Annotated in this window: 2 protein-coding genes; both read right to left on the reverse strand. The window is 46.9% G+C overall.

What is annotated here, in order from left to right; translation table 11 throughout:
- A partial coding sequence (locus GQO39_RS08450) for a phage terminase large subunit family protein (protein WP_198039450.1) occupies positions 1 to 1,154 on the reverse strand: 1,154 nt, incomplete at its 3' end.
- Positions 1,147 to 1,588 (reverse strand): hypothetical protein (locus tag GQO39_RS08455; protein WP_156851763.1); only part of this gene is annotated, 442 nt, incomplete at its 5' end. The genes GQO39_RS08455 and GQO39_RS08450, both read right to left, overlap by 8 nt.

Here is a 1,588-nt window from a genome sequence, read left to right on the forward strand (position 1 = left end):
TCTAAGCGGTCATTTTGCACATCAATGCCCGCTGTCAACAACACGGCTTGTTCTGGTGCAAGGGGATAATCTTCACGTTTTGCATAGAGGCTATCAGGGTCAACAACTTCGCCGGTTCTGTCCTCCCATGGCTCTCCAAGCACTGTATTAACAAAAGGCTGTAAAAGCGCCGGATCATTTTTCGCATCTAAAAACTCTCTTGCGCACTCCCCCCAAGTAAGCCAAGGCGAATAAAGTGCCGAAATATGATAAGAACGCAAATTCGGTCTACTTGATTCACTGGTTGGTACCCAACATGCTCCTCTTTCTTCACACATGAGATCTGTTTTTCTATGCTCGGCATGTTCATGACCACAATGGGCACAAACAAAAACAGCTTTTTCAGGGGCGCCTTTCGGCCACTTGATTTGCGACCAGACAATGGGCTGTAGAACACCACACACGTCACAAGGAACATTGTAATATCTCTGATCTCCAAGCACGAAATCCTTGGCGATACGGCTTGTGTCACGGTGGGTTGGCGTGGACAATTTAAAAATCTTTCTCTGTACAAAGGTTGAGGTCCGCTTTTCGGCAATCATTACCGGATCACCTTCGTTATCCACACTGAGAGGATAGGCATCCACCTCATCTAAAATCAGATAACGAATAGGCATGGAACGCAAACCAGCAGCACTGTTTGCTCCTGTAAGCATCAATGCCCCACCATCAAACTCTTTCGAAAACATTGTATTGCCGCTGTCGCGTGCCCGCGCTGGGGCAATGCGTTCACTTAAAGCGGGGCTTGCCATAATCATTGGGTCAAGACGCGTCTTTGATAATTTCTTCGCTGTCTCAACCGTTGGCATGACATAAAGGGCGGGTCCCGGACTGTAATGAATAGCATAACCGCAGAAGTTCAATCCTGCTTCTGACATTCCAACCTGCGCCCCTTTCATGACAATAGTTGTCTCAATTGGTTTGTGAGAGGAAAGGTTATCCATGATTTCGCGCAAATAAGGGGTGCGCTTTGTTCTCCAAAGCCCAGGCTCAGCACTTGCTACGGTGCTAAGGTATCGATTTTTATCCGCCCATTGCGAAACCGTATACGGTGGGTCTGGTTGTCGTGCATCATTGGCATTGGCGAAAAATTCTTCGACGGCATTGTCATCCATTATTCATTTCTTGCAAGTTCTCTAACTCTGGAGAATGAGGGTCATGAAAAGGCACGGGAATGGTAACCGCCTCAAGCAAAGCTGTTCTCATGAAATAATCAATGGCACCAATAAGGCTAGCAGCATCACATCCAACTTGTGCGGCAATGCTTGCACCAAAACGATGAGGAAAATTCAACATGGCATCACGATGTGCTCTGCCAAACTCACGTGCTGCCTTTTTCATTTCTTCTCGATCAACGGTTGTTTCGCGTAGTCGTTCAAGAGCAATCTTTTCGCTTTCGAGCGTAACTTGCATTCGCTCCAGTTTTATCTTGTATTCATTGGCTCCGTCTGTGGAGGCTTGTTTGATCTTTGTCCGCCGTTGTCCATCCGGTGCTAAAAATTGTTGTGTCCGCTTTGTTGGATTCTCATTCCAGATAGCTGTTGCAAGG

The sequence above is a fragment of the Bartonella refiksaydamii genome (assembly GCF_902652675.1).
Lineage (GTDB): Bacteria > Pseudomonadota > Alphaproteobacteria > Rhizobiales > Rhizobiaceae > Bartonella > Bartonella refiksaydamii.